19 protein-coding genes are annotated in these 20,180 nt (G+C 50.6%); 2 read left to right on the forward strand and 17 right to left on the reverse strand.

The window, feature by feature from the left end:
• Positions 1-221 precede the first annotated feature (221 nt).
• The 17 genes from MJ770_RS05800 to arsS all read right to left on the reverse strand — a co-directional run bounded on the left by MJ770_RS05800 (position 222) and on the right by arsS (position 18,530).
• Positions 222-800, reverse strand: coding sequence for a mechanosensitive ion channel domain-containing protein (locus tag MJ770_RS05800; protein ID WP_239250660.1), 579 nt, complete (start codon positions 798-800; stop codon positions 222-224).
• 563 nt (positions 801-1,363) lie between these two features.
• On the reverse strand, positions 1,364-1,609 hold the full coding sequence (locus tag MJ770_RS05805; protein WP_239250661.1) for a hypothetical protein: 246 nt from the start codon (positions 1,607-1,609) through the stop codon (positions 1,364-1,366).
• 472 nt (positions 1,610-2,081) lie between these two features.
• On the reverse strand, positions 2,082-3,299 hold the full coding sequence (locus tag MJ770_RS05810) for a hypothetical protein (RefSeq protein ID WP_239250662.1): 1,218 nt from the start codon (positions 3,297-3,299) through the stop codon (positions 2,082-2,084).
• A gap of 632 nt (positions 3,300-3,931) precedes the next feature.
• Positions 3,932-4,792, reverse strand: coding sequence for a phosphate ABC transporter ATP-binding protein (locus tag MJ770_RS05815; protein WP_239250663.1), 861 nt, complete (start codon positions 4,790-4,792; stop codon positions 3,932-3,934).
• The gene (gene pstA / locus MJ770_RS05820) at positions 4,789-5,637 is read right to left on the reverse strand and encodes a phosphate ABC transporter permease PstA (protein WP_320412218.1); all 849 of its coding nucleotides are present in this window, start codon (positions 5,635-5,637) and stop codon (positions 4,789-4,791) included. The genes MJ770_RS05815 and pstA overlap by 4 nt, the downstream gene beginning before the upstream one ends.
• Positions 5,630-6,505 carry a phosphate ABC transporter permease subunit PstC gene (gene pstC / locus MJ770_RS05825; RefSeq protein WP_239250665.1) on the reverse strand — a complete coding sequence of 292 codons (876 nt, stop codon included), beginning with the start codon at positions 6,503-6,505 and terminating at the stop codon, positions 5,630-5,632. The genes pstA and pstC overlap by 8 nt, the downstream gene beginning before the upstream one ends.
• Complete coding sequence (locus MJ770_RS05830; protein ID WP_239250666.1) at positions 6,462-7,304, reverse strand: phosphate ABC transporter substrate-binding protein; 843 nt, start codon at positions 7,302-7,304, stop codon at positions 6,462-6,464. Before MJ770_RS05830 ends, pstC begins: the two co-directional genes overlap by 44 nt.
• Positions 7,305-7,310: 6 nt before the next feature.
• Positions 7,311-8,363 carry a methyltransferase domain-containing protein gene (locus MJ770_RS05835; protein WP_239250667.1) on the reverse strand — a complete coding sequence of 351 codons (1,053 nt, stop codon included), beginning with the start codon at positions 8,361-8,363 and terminating at the stop codon, positions 7,311-7,313.
• Positions 8,364-8,625: 262 nt separating this feature from the next.
• Positions 8,626-9,636 (reverse strand): phosphogluconate dehydrogenase (NAD(+)-dependent, decarboxylating), encoded by a 1,011-nt coding sequence (gnd, locus tag MJ770_RS05840; RefSeq protein ID WP_239250668.1) that lies wholly within the window; start codon positions 9,634-9,636, stop codon positions 8,626-8,628.
• Positions 9,637-9,761: 125 nt separating this feature from the next.
• Positions 9,762-10,778, reverse strand: coding sequence for a glucokinase (gene glk / locus MJ770_RS05845; protein WP_239250669.1), 1,017 nt, complete (start codon positions 10,776-10,778; stop codon positions 9,762-9,764).
• Positions 10,768-12,273 carry a glucose-6-phosphate dehydrogenase gene (gene zwf, locus MJ770_RS05850; RefSeq protein WP_239250670.1) on the reverse strand — a complete coding sequence of 502 codons (1,506 nt, stop codon included), beginning with the start codon at positions 12,271-12,273 and terminating at the stop codon, positions 10,768-10,770. The genes glk and zwf overlap by 11 nt, the downstream gene beginning before the upstream one ends.
• Before the next feature lie 68 nt (positions 12,274-12,341).
• Entirely contained in the window at positions 12,342-13,292 is a 951-nt protein-coding gene (gene tal / locus MJ770_RS05855; RefSeq protein ID WP_239250671.1) for a transaldolase, read from the reverse strand.
• Between the two features lie 72 nt (positions 13,293-13,364).
• Positions 13,365-14,123: a DUF3047 domain-containing protein gene (locus MJ770_RS05860; RefSeq protein WP_239250672.1), complete on the reverse strand. Its 759-nt coding sequence runs from the start codon at positions 14,121-14,123 to the stop codon at positions 13,365-13,367.
• Positions 14,120-14,734 carry a TIGR04282 family arsenosugar biosynthesis glycosyltransferase gene (locus tag MJ770_RS05865; protein WP_239250673.1) on the reverse strand — a complete coding sequence of 205 codons (615 nt, stop codon included), beginning with the start codon at positions 14,732-14,734 and terminating at the stop codon, positions 14,120-14,122. The genes MJ770_RS05860 and MJ770_RS05865 overlap by 4 nt, the downstream gene beginning before the upstream one ends.
• A complete protein-coding gene (locus MJ770_RS05870; RefSeq protein WP_239250674.1) occupies positions 14,731-15,405 on the reverse strand; it encodes a TIGR04283 family arsenosugar biosynthesis glycosyltransferase in 675 nt (224 codons plus the stop codon). Before MJ770_RS05870 ends, MJ770_RS05865 begins: the two co-directional genes overlap by 4 nt.
• A gap of 3 nt (positions 15,406-15,408) precedes the next feature.
• Complete coding sequence (locus MJ770_RS05875) at positions 15,409-17,559, reverse strand: FAD-dependent oxidoreductase (protein WP_239250675.1); 2,151 nt, start codon at positions 17,557-17,559, stop codon at positions 15,409-15,411.
• Positions 17,556-18,530, reverse strand: coding sequence for an arsenosugar biosynthesis radical SAM (seleno)protein ArsS (gene arsS, locus MJ770_RS05880; protein WP_239250676.1), 975 nt, complete (start codon positions 18,528-18,530; stop codon positions 17,556-17,558). Before arsS ends, MJ770_RS05875 begins: the two co-directional genes overlap by 4 nt.
• Before the next feature lie 517 nt (positions 18,531-19,047).
• Between arsS and MJ770_RS05885 the strand changes: the two genes are divergently transcribed.
• Both MJ770_RS05885 and MJ770_RS05890 read left to right on the forward strand, forming a co-directional pair.
• A complete protein-coding gene (locus tag MJ770_RS05885) occupies positions 19,048-19,374 on the forward strand; it encodes a type II toxin-antitoxin system RelE/ParE family toxin (RefSeq protein ID WP_239250677.1) in 327 nt (108 codons plus the stop codon).
• Positions 19,371-19,709, forward strand: a complete 339-nt coding sequence (locus tag MJ770_RS05890; RefSeq protein ID WP_239250678.1) for an addiction module antidote protein — start codon at positions 19,371-19,373, stop codon at positions 19,707-19,709. The genes MJ770_RS05885 and MJ770_RS05890 overlap by 4 nt, the downstream gene beginning before the upstream one ends.
• Positions 19,710-20,180 lie beyond the last annotated feature (471 nt).

Consider the following 20,180-nt stretch of genomic DNA (forward strand, 5'->3'; position numbering starts at 1 on the left):
GAAATGTGAGAGGTCTACTGCTAGGCTTAAACGGCTTAACTTAGCCTCTACGACGGACTAAGCAATAATCTGACTATAGCAATAGTCAGCTCAGGAAATCAATAAGTATTTAAGTTTCTGCCGAAATATTTCGTAAAGTGCAAAGCCATAATTAGCGCAGATTTCTCAATAGTCTAACCGTGCTCAACGGGCTTAACTTAGTGGCATTCGGGTCAAAACCCTTAAGACTCTTTGCTTGATGGCAATTTGCCAATCTCAGAAAGCCGGTTTTTCGGATTCACGACGATCGGCCTGCCTAATAGCAGATTGTTAGGATAGACGATGACTTCGCGATTCTCTGTCACGAGTTTCATGCTGAACAAATTCAGCTCAGCTATATAGCCCTCGACATAGTTGTCGGTATCTATGATTCTTATGTAGTGGCCACGGCGGAACGAAGGTTGCAGCAGCAAGATGAAGTACGCCGTGACATTGCTAAGTAGCGACCAGCTTGCGAACAGAGCCACACCCAGAAGCGTGATTGTGGTCGACGCAAAAATAAATACAGAGCTGAAGTCCAGACCCCAGATCAGAAACAGAAACAACACGCCAAACATGCCTGTGATCGCGCGAGCAAGCTGAATAGCCTTGTTGGCAGAGCCTTCTTTGAAGCGGCTTTGATCCACGCCCTCCTCAATTTTCGGAGTATTGATTCTGTCGAGCACCAAGTAGGCGACGAATACTGCGAGGGTGACCAGAAGGCGAAAGCCGTGGTCCAGAACCCAACCTAAAAAATCGTTTGTTAATGTTACAAAATTCATGGACTGCTTGTTGTCTCAGGATTACCGGGATTGGAGCGACGGCGAATGGCTACTCGAAGAGAATAATTGGGGTCAGATTAACATTAACAGGCGCTGAATGTTTTCTTTTGTGGTAGCCCTGCCTTTCTTGGTAAATAACTGGGGTCAGAATAAACTTAGTGCATTGATTCCTCAATTTTTCGCTCATCACATTTTTTCTTCGGCTTAACTCTACGAGCATTATATAAACGTTGCTGTAACTAATATGAAATACCCAAAAACCGCGAACCCCCATAGCGTTCCAGCTTTATTGTAACAAATGACAGCCACCACAAAAACGGCAATATCACATGGAAGCTTTGCGCACCAAATATTTTGTTCGTTCAGGAATCACGGGGGCAGGCCTTACATTTGACATTATCCATCCGATTTTCCGCTTGTTTCACTGCTCTGCTCACAGTGGCGTAACTCCCACCAAAATATTCACCCACTTGGGCGAGTGTATAAAAGGTGGTAAAAAATTTAGGCAACATTGTATATATCTCAAATGTCAGGACTGACCCAAATTTTTTGTTCCGCTCTGCTTATTTGGTTTTATCTTTTTCAGATTTTATTCGACCACTTCCCAAATCCCCACTAGATATAGGTGGAAGCTTCTTCTTCGGCTTTGCCGTTTCAGCTTTTATCCGACCACTTCCCAAATCGGTGGAAGATATTGATGAAGTCTCTTTTGCAATAGCAGTTGAATTTGAACATAGTACAAGTGAAGCAATACCCAAAATATTAATTAGTACAAGTTTAATTTTGTTGTACTTTAAAGTTCTCATCATGATTTCCTTTTTATATTGTCTGAAATTTCAGGATAAAAGATTGCAGAATATCATTCCGTGATATTAGTCACAGTTTCTACGTTTAAATTTATATTTTTATTAATTTTTTGGATAATTGGAGATAGTGCAACGAATTATTAATGTTCTTGCCTCACAGAGACTTAACGGGGCTGTAGAAAAATCCTGTTTCCAACGAAAAAATTATTAAATATTACTCTGACCCCAATAGTTTCAGAGAGCGGCGAGAAATATTGTGGTCATGAAATAATGGGCTAGTCTTGGCACAGCGTTAAGCCTGATGCGTGATGTCAAGACTTGACCCCGATATTCTCAATAGATAATTTCGCATATTCGTTTATTAGGCGATTCGAGCGAGTTCATCGGTCGTTTAGTAACCAGAACTCGCACTATCAATGTACCCCATGCACTATACAATGACTGTCACCTATTATGAGCGAAACATATTTGTAACTTAATAGACACCCCTTAAGGTAACTTCCAAGTTTACGTTCATGTTAAATGTCTTAAATTCAACTGATTTTCTAGTTCCATCAGTACTAATTATATAGGTTGTGGTAAATGTGTTATCCAAGCTCCCAAATTGATCATTAGTTGTATTTGAAATTACTAGTTTCGCATTACCATTTAACCCATCACTTAATTGCCACGTTATAGTCGAAACGAAACCATCTTTGTCAGTGTATATTCCGGATGTTCCAGAGTCGCCGATTTTGGCAGTGATTGGTATTGTATTTGTAGTTGCTGACACAGTGGCAACATCGCCATCAACACCAAGAAAGCGTCTGTCACTGGCATTTATTCCAAAATACTGGTTTTGCGTAACTGCAGCAAATCCACCATGTGAAACGGTGAAATTAATTTTTGACTCAATCGGTATTGTGTTTTTACCTAAGAAGGTGGATGTCGTTAATGTTTTATCAGAAGTGTTGCCAGTATAGGTATTGCCATGATTGTCTGAGCCGGTCAAAGTAGTGAATACATCATAAGTAGTGAAATAGTTAGCTGGAAAGAATTTGAATTCTATATTTGTGGGGGTGCTGCTTCCACTGGTGTTGTTTGTCGAATTATCTCCATCACTAGGGGGCGGGCAACTTGTTTCCCCTCCACTAGTCGTGCCGCTTGGCGCGCACATGACTACACCCTCATTGCTCCAGCCGCAAGCCTCCACCTGTTGAATGGATGTCAAGTTTGTCGTGATGCGGTGATTGCTATCAACACCACGAGTAAAACCATTATTATAGGCACGATAAACCGGCGTGGTTCCGCTGGGACAAGCTTGGTTTGTTGCCGGAGTTGAAACAAAATCCAGACTCTCAAAATTCCAGCTCTTCACGGTCAACTTTCGAGGATCACCAATGGCGATTTGTTGATCTTTCAGTCCCTGGCATTCCTCCGAATCAACCGTATAAAAATGCGAGTTGGGACCCGGCGACTGGCTACCGTAGAAACGGCAGACGGAGGCATTGCCACCTGACTCAAATGTATTTCCAGTGCGGCTCCAACCTGGCCCCGCACTTCCGTTGTCTATCGATGCCGATTCACCTGCATCGGAGGTGATGAAATAGTTATCCAGATTGGTGTTGTAAAACTCTACGACTGTGGCCGCCAAGACGAGGGAGGGGGAAATCAAACTCAACAGAATGAATAAACGGATGAAGAGTGAATGCATGAAAAGTCCTTTTTATTGTAGTAAAATCAATCGGCTGAAATATTAATTTACAAACAACACTTCCATTTTAAATTGCTATATCGCAATTAGATGTTGAATTTGGTTTGATAATCGACTAAGCATCTATAAATCATAGGGTTGAATATTTTTGCGATTAACCAAAAATATTTAATAATTAAATTTTTACCAAGAATGAACAGGTAACTACGACATAGCCTTTTTATATGCATGTGCTAACCACCAAGTCACAATCCGTTACACTGAGTCGGCTCTGTTCGAATTGTTTTGCAAATAATGCAGAATTTAATTTTCAATTGCAAGGTTTAATCCACCGGCTTTAGCGTTGCAGAACTAAAGGGGTCAAAGCCGAATGCCACTAAGTCAAGGATATTTAGCACTTATAAAACAATAACTTAATCAAGTATTGGCGTGGATTTCACCACAGCCTAATCGTGCTAAAAGGGCTTAGCTTAGTGACATTCGGGTCAAAGCCCTTTAGACTCGATTTAATCTCTCCATTTCAATTCCCCGCGACCCAATAAAACCCACCAATTAACGAGTCGGCAATAACATGAGCACTTTGCTATAGCCCGCCCAAAAACCATCTACCCAGACAATATATTTATTTCTATTCAACCACTAACCCCAGTCACGTAAGCCGCAGTCAAATCATGACTGGGTGAGTCGAATAACGATTGGCAGCGTCCGAATTCGATCAATTTTCCAACACGCTCTGTCATCCAAAAAAAAGCCGCGTAGTTGGCAACTCGACGCGCCTGAGCAAGATTATGGGTCACGATCACGACTGTATAGCGATTGCGAAGGCGTTGTATGAGTTCTTCAACGACAGCCGATGCAATTGGATCGAGTGCGCTGCACGGTTCATCCATCAACAGAATAGAAGGCTCCAATGCCAGCGCGCGGGCAATACACAAACGTTGCTGTTGTCCACCTGATAGTGCCAGTGCGGGCGCATCCAGTCGGTCGCGTACTTCTTCCCATAAACCAACGTCACGCAAGGCACGTTCGACCCGCTCGTCTATGGCGCTGCGCTGACGCAGTCCATGTTCGCGCAATGGCATTTCGATATTGCGCCGTATTGATAACGGAAACGGGTTGGGCTTTTGGAAGATCATGCCGACTTTACGCCGCAACGCCAATACATCCAGCTGGTGGTCGGTCACGTCCACCCCATCAATATTTATGCGCCCTTGCATGTGGCAGCCCGGAATCAGGTCGGTCAGGCGGTTCAAAGTGGAGAGAAAGCTGGTCTTGCCGCATCCGGAAGGACCGATCAGCGCGGTAATGCAGCCTTTGTTGATGTCAAGAGAGACACCTTCGAGCACCGACTTTCCGTGATATGAAACAGCAAGGTTTTCGACTTGGATGTGCGGAATTGGAACGCAGCATGCCGCGCCTTGTTCAATGTTGCTCAACGTATATGAGGTCGGTAAAACCGCAGAGTGCCATAATTTTTTTGTGTCATGCATCATGAGGTCGTAATCCTTTGGCTTAAGAAACGGTTTGCCAAACTGGTGGCGATGTTATTGATCACGACCAGCAAGATGATTAAAACCAGTGCTGAACCATAAGCCGACTGGTCGCCCCCGGTCACGTTCATGGATAAGTCGTAGATATGCACGGATAGTGCGCGCCCAGAGTCAGAGAGCGAGTCGGGCATACGATCCACATAGCCGCTGGTGAAGATGAGCGCAGCAGTCTCCGCCAGCGCACGTCCGATACTGAGCATCAGCCCCGCTGTGATGGCCGGTGCAGCAGCAGGTAGTAGCACATGCCAGAGTGCGGCCGCTTGGGTTAGTCCTAAAGCAGCTGCGCCGTGTCGCCACTCTGTCGCTACGGCAGACAATCCGGCTTCGGTCGAACGGATAAAGATCGGGAGCATCATGCAGGCCAGTGTCAGCCCGCCGGACAAGATCGAGAAGCCAAGCCCCAGCCAGATGCAGAAAAACGCATTGCCAAATAGCCCGAACACGATGGACGGCACACCGGCCAACACATTGAGGCTCATGCGAATATATCGCGCCATTGCGCCGCTGGTATATTCGCTTAAATATACCGCCGTGCCCAAGCCCAGCGGGATGGTCGCCAACAGAGCCACGCCCAGAATGAGCAGCGTCGAAACCAGGATAGGGCCGATACCGCCATCACGTCCCGCATTCTCCGGCGCACTGACCAGGAAAGACCAGTTGAGTTTAGCGATGCCATGCAAGGTCAAATCGCTCAACAGCCAGAGAAAAGCGCCGACCACCAGCGCAGCAGAAAGCCAAACGGTGATGGTCATCAGCAGGTCGTTCACACGGAAAGAGTTCTTAAGCATTTGAGTGTGTTCCGATCCGACCTGCCAGCCAGGCTAGCACAGTAACAATCAACATCAGCAGTAAACCAGAAGCGAATAGCGCGGCACGATGATCCCCTGCGGCATAAGGCATTTCCAACGCAATGTTCGCGGTCAACACCCTGACCGGATCAAACAGGCTGGACGGTGTTTGCACCACGTTTCCCGCGACCATTAACACGGCCATGGTTTCACCAAGGGCGCGCATCGCGGCAAGCAATGCCCCGGTAAGAATGCCGGCACGGGCCGCAGGCAAGGCCACGCCGAAGACAATACCTGTGCGACTGAGACCGAGTGCAGCCGCGCCCTGCAAGTGAGAAGTGGCGACAGCAGCCAGTGCTGATTCGCTGGTTAGCGCGACCGTGGGTAAAATCATCAGCGCGAGGATCAAGATTGCACTCAGTAAGCTGGCACCGGGCGGTTCCCAATGCGCAATCAGTGGCACCAGAACGGTCAACCCCCATAGTCCGTACACTACTGAAGGGATACCCGCCAGCAATACCATGACTCGGCGCAGTGGCATGACCAGCCAGCTGGGTGAGTAAAAGCGGCTGAACACTGCACTCAAAACGCCCAACGGTACGGCAATAAACAATGCGCCCAAACTTGCCGCCAGCGTGGCCCACAACATGGCGAGCAGATTGAATTGCCCGCTGGATGGAAACCAGCCATCGCCGACGAAGAAACGCGTCCAACCTCCATCAACCAGGACTGGCCAGGATTCCCGGACTAACAACATCAACACCAGAGCAAGCAAAATCACTACCGCCAGTGCGATGCCCCCGGTTACTCTGGCGAGCGTGACATCAGCGCGCGAGGGGGACGAAATATTGTGCCGTGACCAGATCATTGACTGCCGCCGATTGTGCAAACGTTATAAACCGCTTGGCCAAGCCAGTCGGCGCGCCTTTGCTGAGCAGGTTCAATGGGCGAGACAAAGGGAAAAGACCTGCGCCTACGTTGGCTACCGTGGCTGGCACACCGGCCATCGACAACAGTCGGATAGGTGTGCCGTATGCTTCCTCATATTCTGCCGTGCCAATCGAGACATAACCGATTGCACCGACATTGCCCGCCACCGTCTTGATACCCTGCTGGTTGTCACCAATCACAACATGAGCACGTATCTGCGGATTTTTGAGCTGAAAATGGTGCAGGAACAACTCCAGCGTAGAACGCCCCTCGGCCTTGTTGACCACGGTAATCTTGCGATCTTCGCCGCCCAATTGTTGCCAATTGGTGATTTTTCCGGTGAAAATTGCCTTGATCTGTTCATCTTTGAGCAACTTCACCGGATTCTTTTGATGCAGGATGATACCGATGCCATCTGTTGCGATGCGATGCGCCATCAAGCCACGTTCCTCCGGCTTCAACGCGCGTGATGCCATGCCGATGTCAGCCAAGCCCGCCCGTACATCGTTTACTCCGCGTGTCGAGCCGCCACTTTGCACATCAATACGCACGCCGGGGTTTAGTTTTTCAAAACGTTTGCCGATTTCCAACGCAAGCGGGGCAATGGTGCTGGAACCGGTCAACACCAGTTTTTGCATATCGGCCAACGCTGCACTGTTTAACCCCAGCACCATACAGAGCGTTAGTATCCAGCCCCATATTTTTTTAGGGTCACACACTTCGATTCCCATTTTCATTCACACTTAGCAGCAACTGGCAGCGGCAGTATTTTCAGATTGCGCGCTTTCAGATTGTGCAAAGGGCATGTCATTACCGCATCCGGCAAAAATTCCGTAGTGCTGGCTAAAGTCGCCGATGAATTCGAAGTGTTCCCTGAAGCGGGAGTCATGCAGCATGCGCCAGGTATTGCCACATACGGGAAATATTCGGCCGGCTTCTATATCGTGATGGCTGTCGAGAACAAAGCGATGCGGGTAATCGGGTATCGTGCCGCGATAAATTACCGCCTGGCCGTAATCCTCACAGGCGGGCTCCAGACCATCCAGTTTGAACAACCTGTAAGTGGCCGAGAAAAAGCGGATATTACCTACGCTCTTAGCCAGTTTGGCATCAGTAATGTCGAGCGGCTTGTCTTCAACCAGCCTGGGATCAGCAAATTGATGACGTTTGGCAAGATTAATGAAATCGTTCCAATACAACGCGCCACCCAGGCATTCTCCGTACAGCACCGGATCATTACGCACTGCGTCCGGTACTCTGCGGTCAGCATAAACATCCGAGAAATAGAATTCTCCGCCCGGCTTGAGCAAACGATGCACTTCACGCAGCACCGCATCCTTGTCCGGTGAAAGATTGATCACGCAATTCGACACGATGACATCAAAGCTGCCACTTTCCAATCCAAGTTCATCGAGCTTCTCGATGTAGCCTTGTTTGAAAATCACGTTGCCGAAACCGAACGCCTCGGCGTGATAGGCGCAATAACTTTCTGCAATGGCAAGCTGCTCCTCGGTCATATCCACACCGACCACCTGACCACTCTCTCCTACCAGTTGCGCCAGCGCATACACATCGCGGCCGGAGCCGCTGCCCAGATCGAGAATGCGGCAGCCTTCCAGCAGCGGCGGACAAACCAAGCCGCAGCCGTAGTAGCGTGACATCACTTCAGGGTGAATACGCGCCAGCAGTGGCTTGAGCCAGTCCGGCACGCTTGAAGCATCGCAGCAGGCAGAGGTTTTCAGGTCGCCGGTTGTTTGCAGTTGTTTGCCGTAATAGTCTTTAACGATTTCATACATGATCAATGCTCTTATATAAGTTGGGATAAGGTTTAATGCGACTCTAAAATTTCAAACTTCTAATCAAGGCAAGCATAAGTAAAAAATTTGAGCTCGGCATATGTATTATATGTAAGCAAAATTTTTTCGTGTAACGACGTATCGTGACACAACCTGAATTTTTAGAGCTACCCTTTAGTCTTATATTCCAAGCATTCCTTACACATATATTCAAAACACATGCATTCAAACGACATGAAGCAGGGCATTGGAAGAAGTACGTCTAGCTTTTTTCCTGATGCCCACCAAATTCATAGCGTAAGGCAGATAATAATTTATTGCCGTAGTCCGCTTCTCCGCGCGAATTAAAGCGATCAAACAATGCGGCGGTGAGAACAGGTGCGGGGGTACCCGACTCGATGGCGGCAATGCTGGTCCAGCGTCCTTCACCGGAGTCCGACACCTGACCGCCGAACCCATGCAGGTTTGGATCGGCTTGCAAAGCGTGTGCGGTCAAATCAAGTAACCATGAACCCACCACGCTGCCGCGCCGCCACAACTCGGCCACTTCAGCGACGTTGATATCATAGCGGAATGTTTCCGGCTCGCGTAACGGTGTAGTCTCAGCATCCTTCTCGTGCGACTCGCCACCTACATTGGCATGACGAAGCAGATTGAAGCCTTCGGCATAGGCGGCCATCATGCCGTACTCAATACCATTGTGAACCATCTTGACAAAGTGCCCAGCACCCTCGTGCCCACAGTGCAGATAACCGTTCTCGGCCGTGCTTGGTTGACCGCTGCGCCCTTCGGTACGCGGCGCGGATTCCACACCCGGCGCCAGTGCGGCAAAGATGGGTTCCAAGCGTGCAACCATTTGTTGCTCGGCTCCGATCATCAGGCAGTAACCGCGCTCCAACCCATAAGTTCCGCCACTGACGCCCACATCCACATAATGAATAGACTGTGCCGACAGGCTCTTTGCACGGATGATATCGTCCTTGTAATAGGAATTACCACCATCGATGATGACGTCGTCCGCGCTAAGCAGTGGGGTTAGTTCTGCGATGCTGGCATCAACTACCGCCGCAGGTAACATCAGCCAGACGGCACGCGGTGTACTTAATTTGTTTACAAAATCCTGCAAGCTGTCAGCGGGAGTCATACCTTCTTTTGCCAGTGCCTGCACCGCTTCGCTGCTGCGGTCGAACACCACACATTCGTGTCCGGCGCGTCTCAAACGACGAACCATGTTGGCACCCATACGTCCCAGCCCTATCATTCCGATTTGCATTATTCGCTCCTCCAATAAATAAATTTCTACGATGAGGGGTTTGATTCCCGGTTAATGTGATCCAACATACTGCATCCAGACATACGATTAGCGCCAAGATATTCGGCACGGTGAAAGTATTCAGATCAACTCTTTTCCCGTTGTTGTGCGGCGAACAATGCCGGACCATACAATGCTGCGCGATCATTCAATATCACCTTGACCGGCATCGCCGCCAGTACTGGCCGCATTCGTCCTTTATCGAGAAAAGCATCGAGGAATTCACCTGCCTGCATCAGTGGTAATATTTTCGGCGCAATGCCCCCGCCAATATACAAACCGCCACGGCTCATCACCTTGAGCGCCAGATTGCCAGCTTCCGCACCATACAAACTAACGAACAATTGCATCGTTTCCACACATATTTCATCACTGCCTGCCAATGCCGCAGCGGAAATAGCCGCTGCCGTATCCGTGACGCGCATTTCTTCCGCTAGCCATGCCGGTGTCGATACATGCCGGTAGTCAAGTAAAAATGCATACAGATCAAGCAATCCCATGCCGGAAACGGCCCGTTCCCAACTGACATGCCCCCTACCCTCCTGATGATGGTGTTGCTGCAAATAATTCAATAAGGCGAATTCCAGTGCATTGCGCGGACTGAACGTGGCATGTCCACCTTCCGTGGCAAAGGGGCGATGGGACAAGCCGTCCCAATACAAACCAGCCTCACCCAAACCTGTCCCGGCCGCGATCACCGCCTCATTACCCTTCGCACCAGGTGAGCCTGCTTGCAGCGTCAACAAATCTGCATCGTCTAGCGCGGCTAAACCGTAAGCCGTGGCTTCTAAATCGTTCAGTAGATTGCAGCGCAAAAATCCGAAGCGTTGGCGCAGTGCGGCGGCATCGATACACCAAGGTAAGTTAGTTGCTCGCACCACGTTACCCCGTACCGGCCCGGCAATGCCGAAAGCCGCATCATCAACGGTTTTATTTGATGACAAAAAATCATCCAGCAATAGTTCAAAAGCGTCATAGCGCTGGCTGACATAAGTACATTCACGGCAGATCTCAACGTGATTACCTTCCACCTCGACCAGGGCCAAACGGGTCTTGGTACCACCGATATCGCCGGTCAGGAGCTGTCGCATTTCAATAGGCATCGAGCTTGCCTCCTTCCGGATTCAAGGAATGTCGCCAGAACTGATCTTCACGATCGAACAGGCGGTAGGTGCCGCGCGGCCCCCAGCTGCCGGCGGGATAGGTGTTAATGAAGCTGCGCTCCATGGACCACACTTTGATCACCGGATCGACTACGCGCCAAGCCGCCTCGACTTCGTCGATGCGCAGGAACAACGAGTGGTCGCCAAGAATGACATCAAGAAGCAGTCCCTCGTAAGCCTCGAAGTCTTCCTCACCAGCTTTACGATAAGTCGCGTCCAGGCTGATGGTGCGCGTTTCCACATCCAGCCCCGGCACCTTGACCTGTAACTCCATTTTCAGGCAATCGTCTGGCTGGATTCCGAGCATGATCCAATTCGGCTTCGGCGGACCTTTACGGGTGTGGCGCAGCAAATCTTGCGGCGGCTCTTTGAAGCGAATGCAGATCGCCGAGCTACCCTCCGCCAAACGTTTGCCGGTGCGCAAATAGAATGGAACGCCCGCCCAGCGCCAGTTATCGATGAACAGTTTCATTGCGGCATACGTTTCGGTGGTGCTATCCGGTGCAACATTATTTTCTTCCAGATAACCGGGCACGGTCTTGCCATCGATCACACCACTGGCGTACTGGCCACGAAAAGCATGAGCGTGCACGGCGTTCTGGGTGATGGGACGGATGGCTTTCAGCACTTTCACTTTTTCGTCCCGCAAATGCTCCGCCGCCATGCTCAACGGTGGCTCCATCGCCACCAGCGCCAGCAATTGCATAAGATGGCTCTGCACCATGTCGCGCAGCGCGCCTGCGCCTTCGTAATAATCGGCGCGTCCTTCCACACCCAGTGTCTCAGAATGGGTGATCTGCACATGATCGATGTAATGGTTTCGCCACAACGGTTCCAGCAGCAGGTTTGCGAAGCGGAATACCATAATGTTCTGCACCGTGCCCTTGCCGAGGTAGTGATCAATACGATATATCTGCTGCTCATCGAGATGGCGATAGAGACTGGCTTGTAAGATCTGAGCGGAAAGCAAGTCGTAACCAAATGGTTTTTCAATCACCACGCGACGCCAGCCGTTGTGTTGTTTCAACAACCCGACGTTGCCTAGTTTTTCCACAATGCCGGGATAATCGGCGGGGCGCACCGCCATGTAATACACCACGTTTGGTGGAAATTTAGGGTCGTCGTTCAATAAGGTTTGTAGTCGCGTATAAGCATCATCATCACCGACCGGGATGGCGAAATAATACAGGCGTGCACAAAACCGTTGCAGTGCCGCTTCGTCAATTTTCGCACCATGCACTTCACGCAAGATGTCACGTACAAAATCCAACCATTGTTCAGAGGTGTGGTGGGTGATATCGCAACCCATGATGATCAGATGCTCAGGCAGACGTTTCAGAATTTCCAGATGAAATAAAGCTGGAATCAGTTTGCGTCGGCTCAGGTTACCACCGGCACCAAAAAAAACCAGCGTACAAGGATCCAGAGTTTTCATGTAGCCTATCCTTTCATGTGATACGACTTGTAAATCCGGCATGCCGGAACGGGTGATACTGCGCTTCCCTAAAGTTTTTCTGCCAGTTTTTGTTCCAGTTTGATCTGATCCGCGGTGAAACCGCGTATGCCTTCCGCCAGCTTTTCTGTAGCCATGGCATCCTCGTTTATATCCCAGCGGAATGTCGCTTCAGTAATGGCTGGCGGCTGCGGTTCAGTCGCGCCGGTATCATTTAATTGGCGTACCAGCTTACCTTGCGTGGCCTGCAGCTCTTCCAATAAAGGGGGCGCGATGGTGAGGCGGTCGCATCCGGCAAGCGCCACTATCTCGCCCATATTGCGGAACGAAGCACCCATGACAATGGTCTTGTAACCGTGCGTTTTGTAGTACGCATAAATCTTGCGTACCGACAGCACGCCAGGATCTTCTTCTGCCGTAAAGTCACGCCCGCTTTTAGCCTTGTGCCAATCAAGAATTCGTCCGACGAACGGGGATATCAAAGTTACGCCCGCCTCAGCGCAGGCGCGTGCCTGAGCGAAACCAAACAGCAGGGTGAGGTTGCAGTTAATGCCTTCGCGTTCAAGAATTTCCGCAGCGCGAATACCTTCCCAAGTGGAAGCGATCTTGATAAATACGCGGTCATTGGGTATGCCTGCTGCATTGTAAAAACTGATCAGCTTGCGAGCCTTGTTCACCGTGGCTGTGGTATCGAAGGAGAGCCGCGCATTCACTTCGGTCGAAATACGTCCCGGAATGTATTTGAGTACTTCCACACCGACATCTACTGCCAGCCTGTCCATGGCATCCAACGCCTGCTGCTCACGATCATTGCTTTGCGATTTACCCCAGGCGATGGCATTTTCGATGAGCGGAACGTATTCCGGCAGTGAGGCAGCCTTGAGCAACAATGACGGATTAGTAGTGGCATCTTGCGGCTGGTGATGGTGAATCGCCTCGATATCACCGGTATCCGCCACGATAGTGGTCATGGATTTGAGTTGTTCCAGTAAATTGCTCATGTTATTCCTCCTGGTAAGTATTAGAGTGGAATGGATTATTTGTGGCCTGTTGTTGGTCACAATTTATATGGGTCAGAACTTGCTTGCAACATGCTCTGCAAAACATGTCGACTCTTTTTCAATAAACTTAAAATCAGCAAAGCCGGCATGAGCGTTTTCTCCCGTGTTGTCTGTGTCGGATGCGACGGAAAGCTGGACCAACTGCGCCTGCTCTGATCCGAACTCAGTAATCATATCCTGCCGTACATCGTGCCGTGCAACGACCCATTTTCCTGCATTAGTAGCACCAGATTCGGCCACAATCATGCGGGTGCGGTCAGTATAGGCATTTGGCTTGCGCGTACCCACTGGATAACGATTGTCCCACACATAATTTATTGCGGCATCGGGCACCGCATCGCCGTAAATACTGCGCGCCAGCTTGAGTTTGACGCGTGTCATAAAACTCAGCGCAGATGCAGGCATGGCAAATGAGACATACACACGTGCGGCATAATCATCTCCTTCTTTGGTGGCCATGTCGGCCTGGGCTAACGGGGCATCCACGCGCCAGCGCCAGCACAACACTGGCGTGCGGTTCAAGTCGACTTCGACCGGCCGTGCCAGCAGCGCCATACTGTGCTCGGCAGTGGCTTCGATGGCCAATACATCATCCCATCGAGTAACGCTGTATCGAGTGGGCGATACTTTGCTATCGAGTTGCACCACTTGCCACGGAGATGGGACATCCACAGACTCTTTGGTGAAATGATCGAGCCTGACTTCATTGCTCGCTTGAGTTTGTAAAGAGAAAATCGATCCTACCAGCAGTACTAAGTACCGTAATGTCATACAACCTCCATTGTTGGTGATAAATATTTCAAATCCTGCGGCACATCCACATCATGCAACACCTGCCCGATATGCAACGACCAGCCAAGCTGCCCAATGCGCAGGATAGTGGCGCAGGCAACCGTATCAGTGCTCCACGGTATATCGCTGAATAGCGCTGCACGGTAGTGTTTGAGTCCCAGCAGCGCATAGCCGCCATCGGCGGTGCAGTGGATGACTGCATCGTGTTCGACCATTGATTTAGCAGCCTTACGCAGCAAAGCGGCGGACATTTCTACGCAATCTGTACCTATCAATAAAACTGATTCTGTATTTTCGATTGCGCGCTCTGATGCACGTGCCAGTCGCGCACCAAGATCCCCCTTGCCCTGATCGGTAATTTCAATGCCCAGCGGAAGTGTTATATCTTGCCAAGCGACATCGTCAATTTTGGGCGTGATGCATAATTCGACCGTGCCGATGTCAGCGGCCAGCGCTTCGAACAAAGTATTGAACAACATTTTCTGCGCCAGTTCGGCTGCACCTTCTGCCCCCAATGCGGGGATCAGACGCGTCTTGGCGAAACCAGGTTGCGGTGCTTTAGCAAAGACAATGATGCGGATAGATATCATCGATATAACCTCACCAACTCACTTGCATTTGTGCCGCGCCAATACGCCCAGCGCAAACGCCACATCAACAGGATGGTGCGCCACACCCCATGCATCTCCCAACGCCGACCGGAAGTCGTCACGCATTGCTCGATACAGGCCGGACGCGAGAATGCCAGCAATCGTTTGCTTAGTTCTACGTCCTCCATTAGCGGTTGATCAGGAAATCCACGCAGGCTCTCAAACACGGCACGCTGCACAAATATTGCCTGATCACCGGTGGCGATTCCGGTCAGGCGCGAACGCCAATTCATCAAATAACCGACTACGCGCAACATAAAGGGGCGACCTGTAATACACACATCGAAGCGCCCCCAGCAGTTCTTTTTATTGGCCAAAGCTTGCTCGATGTGGCGAGCTGCCCCCTGTGGCAAGCGCGTGTCGGCATGCAGGAACAACAACACATCACCGTTGGCCTGTAATGCACCGACATTCATTTGATTAGCTCGGCCACGAGCAGTGCATAACGCAGTGAATCCGGCCACCTCAGACAGCATTGCTGATCCATCAGTACTGCCGCCGTCGACAAATATAACCTCGCAACCGGCGCGCTGGTATGGCAGCACGTGCGCGAACAATTCATGTAATTGCTCCGCTTCATTGAGCACTGGCACGATGATGGACAGATGCATCGTTCAGCCTCGTTTCCAGGTGTGATAGCGCTTCAGCCAGGCCAGCACTTTTTTCGGCGCATGGGCGCGTTTCCATTCCCCAGCCGCGTATTTGTTCGCTTCAGCCAGAGTTGGATAAATGTGGATGGTGCTGAGTATCTTGTTCAGCCCCAACCCGTGTCTCATGGCTAACACGAACTCGATTAACAAATCGCCAGCATGCTCGCCAACGATGGTGACGCCAAGGATTTTGTCCTTGCCGGGCACGGTCAAGACCTTGACGAAGCCGTACGCTGTGCCATCGGCAATGGCGCGATCGAGATCGTCTAACCCGTATTTCACGACTTCGTAAGCGATGTCTTGCTCGCTTGCTTCCTGTTCGTTTAGCCCGACACGCGCGACTTCTGGGTCAATAAAAGTTGACCAAGGCACCACCGAGTAATCCGCCTTGAATTTCCAGAAGTCACCAAACAGCGCGTTCACTGTCGCATACCATCCTTGATGGGCGGCGGTATGAGTAAACTGGTAAGGTCCGGCCACATCGCCCGCTGCAAAGATGTTGGGGTAAATGGTTTCCAGATAGTCATTAGTAACCACGGTGCGCTGAGTTTCAATCCCCAGCTCTTCAAGGCCATAGCCTTTCAGTCGCGCCACTCGGCCTACAGCACACAACAACGCGTCGAATTCGATACGGCGCGATTTGCCATCCTGTTCAACCACGATGTATTTGTGTCCGCCTTCTTGCTCGCAGCGTACGGCTTTATGGTCGGTCAGCACGGTCACCCCATCTGCAGTGAGCGACGCGCGTGCCAACTCGGAAATCTCGCTATCTTCGCGAATCATGATGCGCGGAGCCATCTCGACCTGGGTGACGTGCGAGCCCAACCGAGCGAAACTCTGTGCTAATTCACACCCAATCGGGCCGCCACCCAACACCACAAGGCGCGCAGGTGCCGTGTTCAGCTTGGCAAACTCGTCCCACAGTGTGTCGCTTGTAAGGTAGCCCACATCATCCAAGCCGGGCAGAGGCGGCACGAAAGGTCGCGCGCCGGTGGCAATGATGATGCTACGCGTGGTGAGTACTTGAGTCGTGCCATCGTTCAACTTTATTTCTACCGTCCACGGGTCGGTAATCCGCGCATAGCCTTGCAACACTTCCACGCCCAGGTCGGTATAGCGTTCTACGCTATCGTGCGGCGCTATGGTACGGATGACCTCATGCACACGCGCCATTACTTTTTTAAAACTGAACCTTGCTTCGCTCGTCTCCAGCCCATAATGATCGGCGTGACGTATTTGATGCGCCAGCTTGGCACTTTTGATCAAAGCCTTACTCGGCACGCAGCCGTAGTTGAGGCAATCTCCCCCCATCTTGTTCGCCTCGATCAACGTCACCTTGGCATTGACTACCGACGCAATGTAGGCGGATACCAGCCCACCCGCTCCGCCGCCGATCACAATCAGATTACGGTCGAATCGTGCGGGGGGACTCCAGTTGGCATAAATGCGACGACGTTGCAGCCAGGACGTAATTTTTTTGGCGATCATCGGAAAAACTCCCAATAGTACAAACGAAAACAATATTCCCGGCGACAGGATGCCGGACAGGCTTTGTAATTGCGCGAGTTGTGTCCCCGCGTTCACAAATACCAATGTGCCCGCCAGCATCCCCAGCTGACTAACCCAATAGAAGGTGCGGGTGCGCATCGGCGTAAGCCCCATCAGCAAATTGACGACAAAAAACGGAAATACGGGAATCAAACGCAGAGTAAACAGGTACAAAGCTCCGTCTTTGGCCACTCCGTCGTTAATCGCTTTCAACTTGTCGCCAAAGCGGCGTTGAACGGTATCGCGCAACATAAAGCGCGAGGCGAGGAAGGCCAGCGTCGCACCAATGCTGGAAGCAAATGACACCATCAACGTACCCATCATCAACCCAAACATCGCACCCATGGCCAAGGTCATGATCAATGCGCCCGGCAAGGAAAGCGCAGCGACGATTACATACAAACCAAAACCGACTGCCGCGACCAGCCAAGGGGACTGCGCCTTGAGGGCAGCAAAATCTTCCTGGCTCTGCTTGAGCGATTCCAGCGTTAAAAAGCGTCCCAGATCGAAGGCAAAGAAGCTGACAATCAGCACGAGAACCAGGAGGGCAAGCAACAAGCGTTTCATTTGGCAAGGCTTTCTTCTTTCAATGCGCCACCACAACTGCTGCCTTGTCCGGCAGTGCAGCCGTAGCAATGTCCGGCAACCTGGATAGGATGATCTTGTAATTCTTGCTGCAGCAGATCACGCAGATGCGGTCGACCTTGGCCGGGGATGGGCAGTTCCAGTTGCTGGTTGAAATCGCAGTCATAAAGAAATCCCTGCCAATCTACGCTAACCAGGTTGCGACACATCACCGTGTCGAGATTGGCAGCAGCAAAGTTTTCTTTCAGTAGGCGCAGGTAATCGTTGAACTGACCTTTGGAGATCAACATTGAACCAAAACGCTGAATCGGCATATTGGTGATGGCAAACAGCTGGTTGAACACGATGCCAAAATGCTCGAACAGCTCGCGCTGATAATCGGCTTGCAACGAAGCCTGATCTGGCGGCAGCGCGGCACCCTGAGGATTGAACACCAGGTTCAACGTCAGGCCGCTGTCAGGCTGCCCGTAACCCAGTGCATTGAGCTTTTGCATGGCGGCGATACTCTTGTCGAACGTGCCCTTGCCGCGCTGCTTGTCCACATTGTCCAGCGAGTAACAGGGCAGCGAGGCGACGATCTCGACCTGCTGTGTGGCGAGAAATTCGGCGAGATCTTCCTGCCCCGGCTCGAACAGTATGGTGAGGTTGCAACGGTCAATCACCTTGCAGCCTTGCGCGCGAGCGGCGCGAACCAGATCACGAAAGCCCTCATGCATTTCCGGTGCGCCGCCCGTCAGGTCGAGCGTGTGCAAATCGCGCGCCGCCAACACCTGTGGAATCAGCGTTAGCGTTTCACTATCCATCATCTCGGTACGATTCGGTCCCGCATTCACATGGCAATGCACGCATGTCTGGTTGCACTTATAACCCAGACTAACCTGCAAAACCTCCAGCGCACGACGACGCAAGGCGGGGAATTCAGTGGCTTGTAACAAAGGCAGGGTGGCGTGCATGAGTTTTTCCTGTTAAATATTTTATCCATCACAACTGCACCAGATCGACAGTGCAATGCGTTCCTGAGTGGTAGTCGTTACAAAAACCAGATTACTTACAAGTAAAACTTTGCAACCTGGCAGGTTAGGCTGAATGATATGAAGCCCAACATTACAGGAGGGTGGGTGAACAGATGCGTTACCGATGTGCAGATGTAGAGGAAAGCACATAAGGCCGGGTACACGCAGCGACTGAAAAGACAAACACTTACCGTGCCTGCCATCAGGTCAAGTGTAAGTGAGACATGCTACGCTCTCAATTGACGGTCGTCATCTGCAAATTCAATGGTAGACCCCATTGAATTTCCTACATTCCTCAACTCTTCCCGTTGCTTCTTATTCTGTAGTGTCGGCTCATCTGGTGCGCTGCCGCGCAGAGAAGATATATGTGGGATGGCGTCACTTGTGTCACTTTACGCAATTTACTTATTGGGAAAGTTTTTTATTTTTTTGTGAATTATAAGTTACAATTTATTTAATGAACACCATCGAACATTATCGCGACAACGCTGGTCATGTGCCTTTTCAAGTATGGCTTGATTCCATTAAGGACAAACAGACCAAGGCAAGAATTGCTTTTCGTCTGGCAAAAGTTGCAGCAGGAAATTTTGGCGACTGCAAACCTTGTCGCGAAGGTGTATGGGAACTGCGCGAGGATTTCGGTCCCGGCTACCGCGTGTATTACGCTCGCAACGGCAAGTCTGTCTTACTGCTGCTGTGCGGCGGAGATAAGCGTAACCAAGCCGTGGACATCAGCCGCGCAGTCGAGTGTTGGAAAGATTACCAACGGAGGAATGCAATATGAAAACGCAAAAATCACATGCCGCCTCAGTTTCACATGAGGAATGGATTCTCGATGCCTTGCGCTCAGACCCGGAGTTCGCGGTTGAATATCTTAAGCAAGCTATGTCGGAAATGAACGAGCCTGATGGTCGAGGTGCTGCGCTGGTGGCCTTGCGCCAGATTGCTGAATCCTGCGGCGGCATTGCCAAGGTTGCCGAAGCGGCGGGAGTCCAGCGTGAAAGCCTGTATCGGGCGCTGTCACCGAAGGGCAACCCGACACTAAACACCTTGCTGGCGGTACTCCAATCAGTCGGCATGAGGCTTTCCGTAGAACCGGAAGATAAAGCGCACGCTTGAATTCTTGTTTCAGCAGCAGTTCACCTAACTTCTCTGCCATGCCAGAGAAGTATGTGGGGTGGTGTCACTTGCGCATTGCACATAGCAGAAAGGGGGTTTAGGTCTCAATACTGTTTGGTTAACCGTTCGTGGTGGGCTTATCGAATCACAAGTCGCTCACCCAGAACCCTTCAACTAGCTCAGGACGAATGGAATTTCTTTAACCGAACAGTATTAAGTTAGGTCTTGCAAACATGCATTTTGCGTTGTCTCGCGAAGTCACATGATACAAACCGCTGGCTAAATCTATTCTGCGTGGTCTTGCCATTAGTGCCAGTATCGCAATTCCTGCCCCTGAAACCTTCTGTGTACCGAAAGATCGAAGACCGGTTTTTTTCTAATCATTAGCAAATGGGCACTCCCACAACCATAACAACTAAGGGGCACCTCGAAAAACCCATTCTCATGAAGCACTTTTGATAAAATTCACCT

Origin of the sequence: Candidatus Nitrotoga sp. M5, from assembly GCF_927904885.1 — a bacterium.
Classification (GTDB): Bacteria; Pseudomonadota; Gammaproteobacteria; order Burkholderiales; family Gallionellaceae; genus Nitrotoga.